Source organism: Pseudomonas sp. HMSC063H08 (genome assembly GCF_001813645.1).
GTDB lineage: Bacteria > Pseudomonadota > Gammaproteobacteria > Pseudomonadales > Pseudomonadaceae > Pseudomonas > Pseudomonas aeruginosa.
In genome coordinates this window covers 1-777 of sequence record NZ_KV813317.1, presented here as the reverse complement: position 1 = coordinate 777, position 777 = coordinate 1, and the positions used below count along the sequence as shown (strand labels likewise).

Annotated in this window: 1 protein-coding gene and 2 pseudogenes; all 3 read left to right on the top strand. The window is 60.2% G+C overall.

Features of this window, described 5'->3' with window-relative positions:
- Positions 1 to 420 (top strand): annotated as a pseudogene (locus tag HMPREF2924_RS00185) (conjugative transfer ATPase); the annotation flags it as partial.
- Positions 417 to 701 carry a hypothetical protein gene (locus tag HMPREF2924_RS00180; RefSeq protein ID WP_003086159.1) on the top strand — a complete coding sequence of 95 codons (285 nt, stop codon included), beginning with the start codon at positions 417 to 419 and terminating at the stop codon, positions 699 to 701. The pseudogene HMPREF2924_RS00185 and the gene HMPREF2924_RS00180, both read left to right, overlap by 4 nt.
- Positions 698 to 777 (top strand): annotated as a pseudogene (locus HMPREF2924_RS36275) (protein-disulfide isomerase); the annotation flags it as partial. The gene HMPREF2924_RS00180 and the pseudogene HMPREF2924_RS36275, both read left to right, overlap by 4 nt.

The following is a 777-nucleotide window of genomic DNA, read 5'->3' as shown; positions in this document are numbered from 1 at the left end:
CAGAACATCGACGACATCCCAGCCTCCGGGGCGCCGATGCTTAACATGATCGAGTGGTGGCTGTGCCTGAACATGCCCCCCGACGAGGTAGAGAAGATCTCCAGGTTCCGCGAGCTGTCGCCGGCGCAGAAGTCGATGATGCTCTCGGCCCGCAAGGAAAGCGGCAAATTCACCGAGGGCGTGCTCCTGGCCAAGGGCAAGGAGTACCTCTTCCGTGTGGTTCCCCCGAGTCTCTACTTAGCCCTGGCCATGACCGAAAACGAAGAAAAGAACCAGCGCTACAACATCATGCAAGCCACCGGCTGCGACGAGCTCGAGGCGGCCTTGCAGGTCGCAGCGGATCTCGACAAGGCGCGCGGCCTGCCACCCTTCCCCATTATTTTCCCAGACCAACCGGCAGTGGAGTGCCAGGACGAATGAGAGCTCTGAATTCGCTGACCCAGAACCTGATCGACAACCTGACCCAGATCCTGCAGAACCCCGAAGAAGATGCCCTGCAAACGCTCAGGATATGCGCTCCTGTACTGATCGAGGAGCTGCAGCAGATACAACTGAGGGCGGTCGATCGCCGAGACATAGTCCCGCAGATAAAGCAGCTCCTGGATGAATGGCTGCAACAGCATCCACAGCCTGATACGGCCCAACAGGCGCTCATCGAGGCCGTGGACCGCGCGGAAATCCTACAGCGGAGGCAAGCGTGAGACTGTTGAAGGGCGGCTGGGCAGCGAAACGATTTCAAGGTCCTGCCCTGCCCTGGGCGGGGCTGCTGCTGGTCTT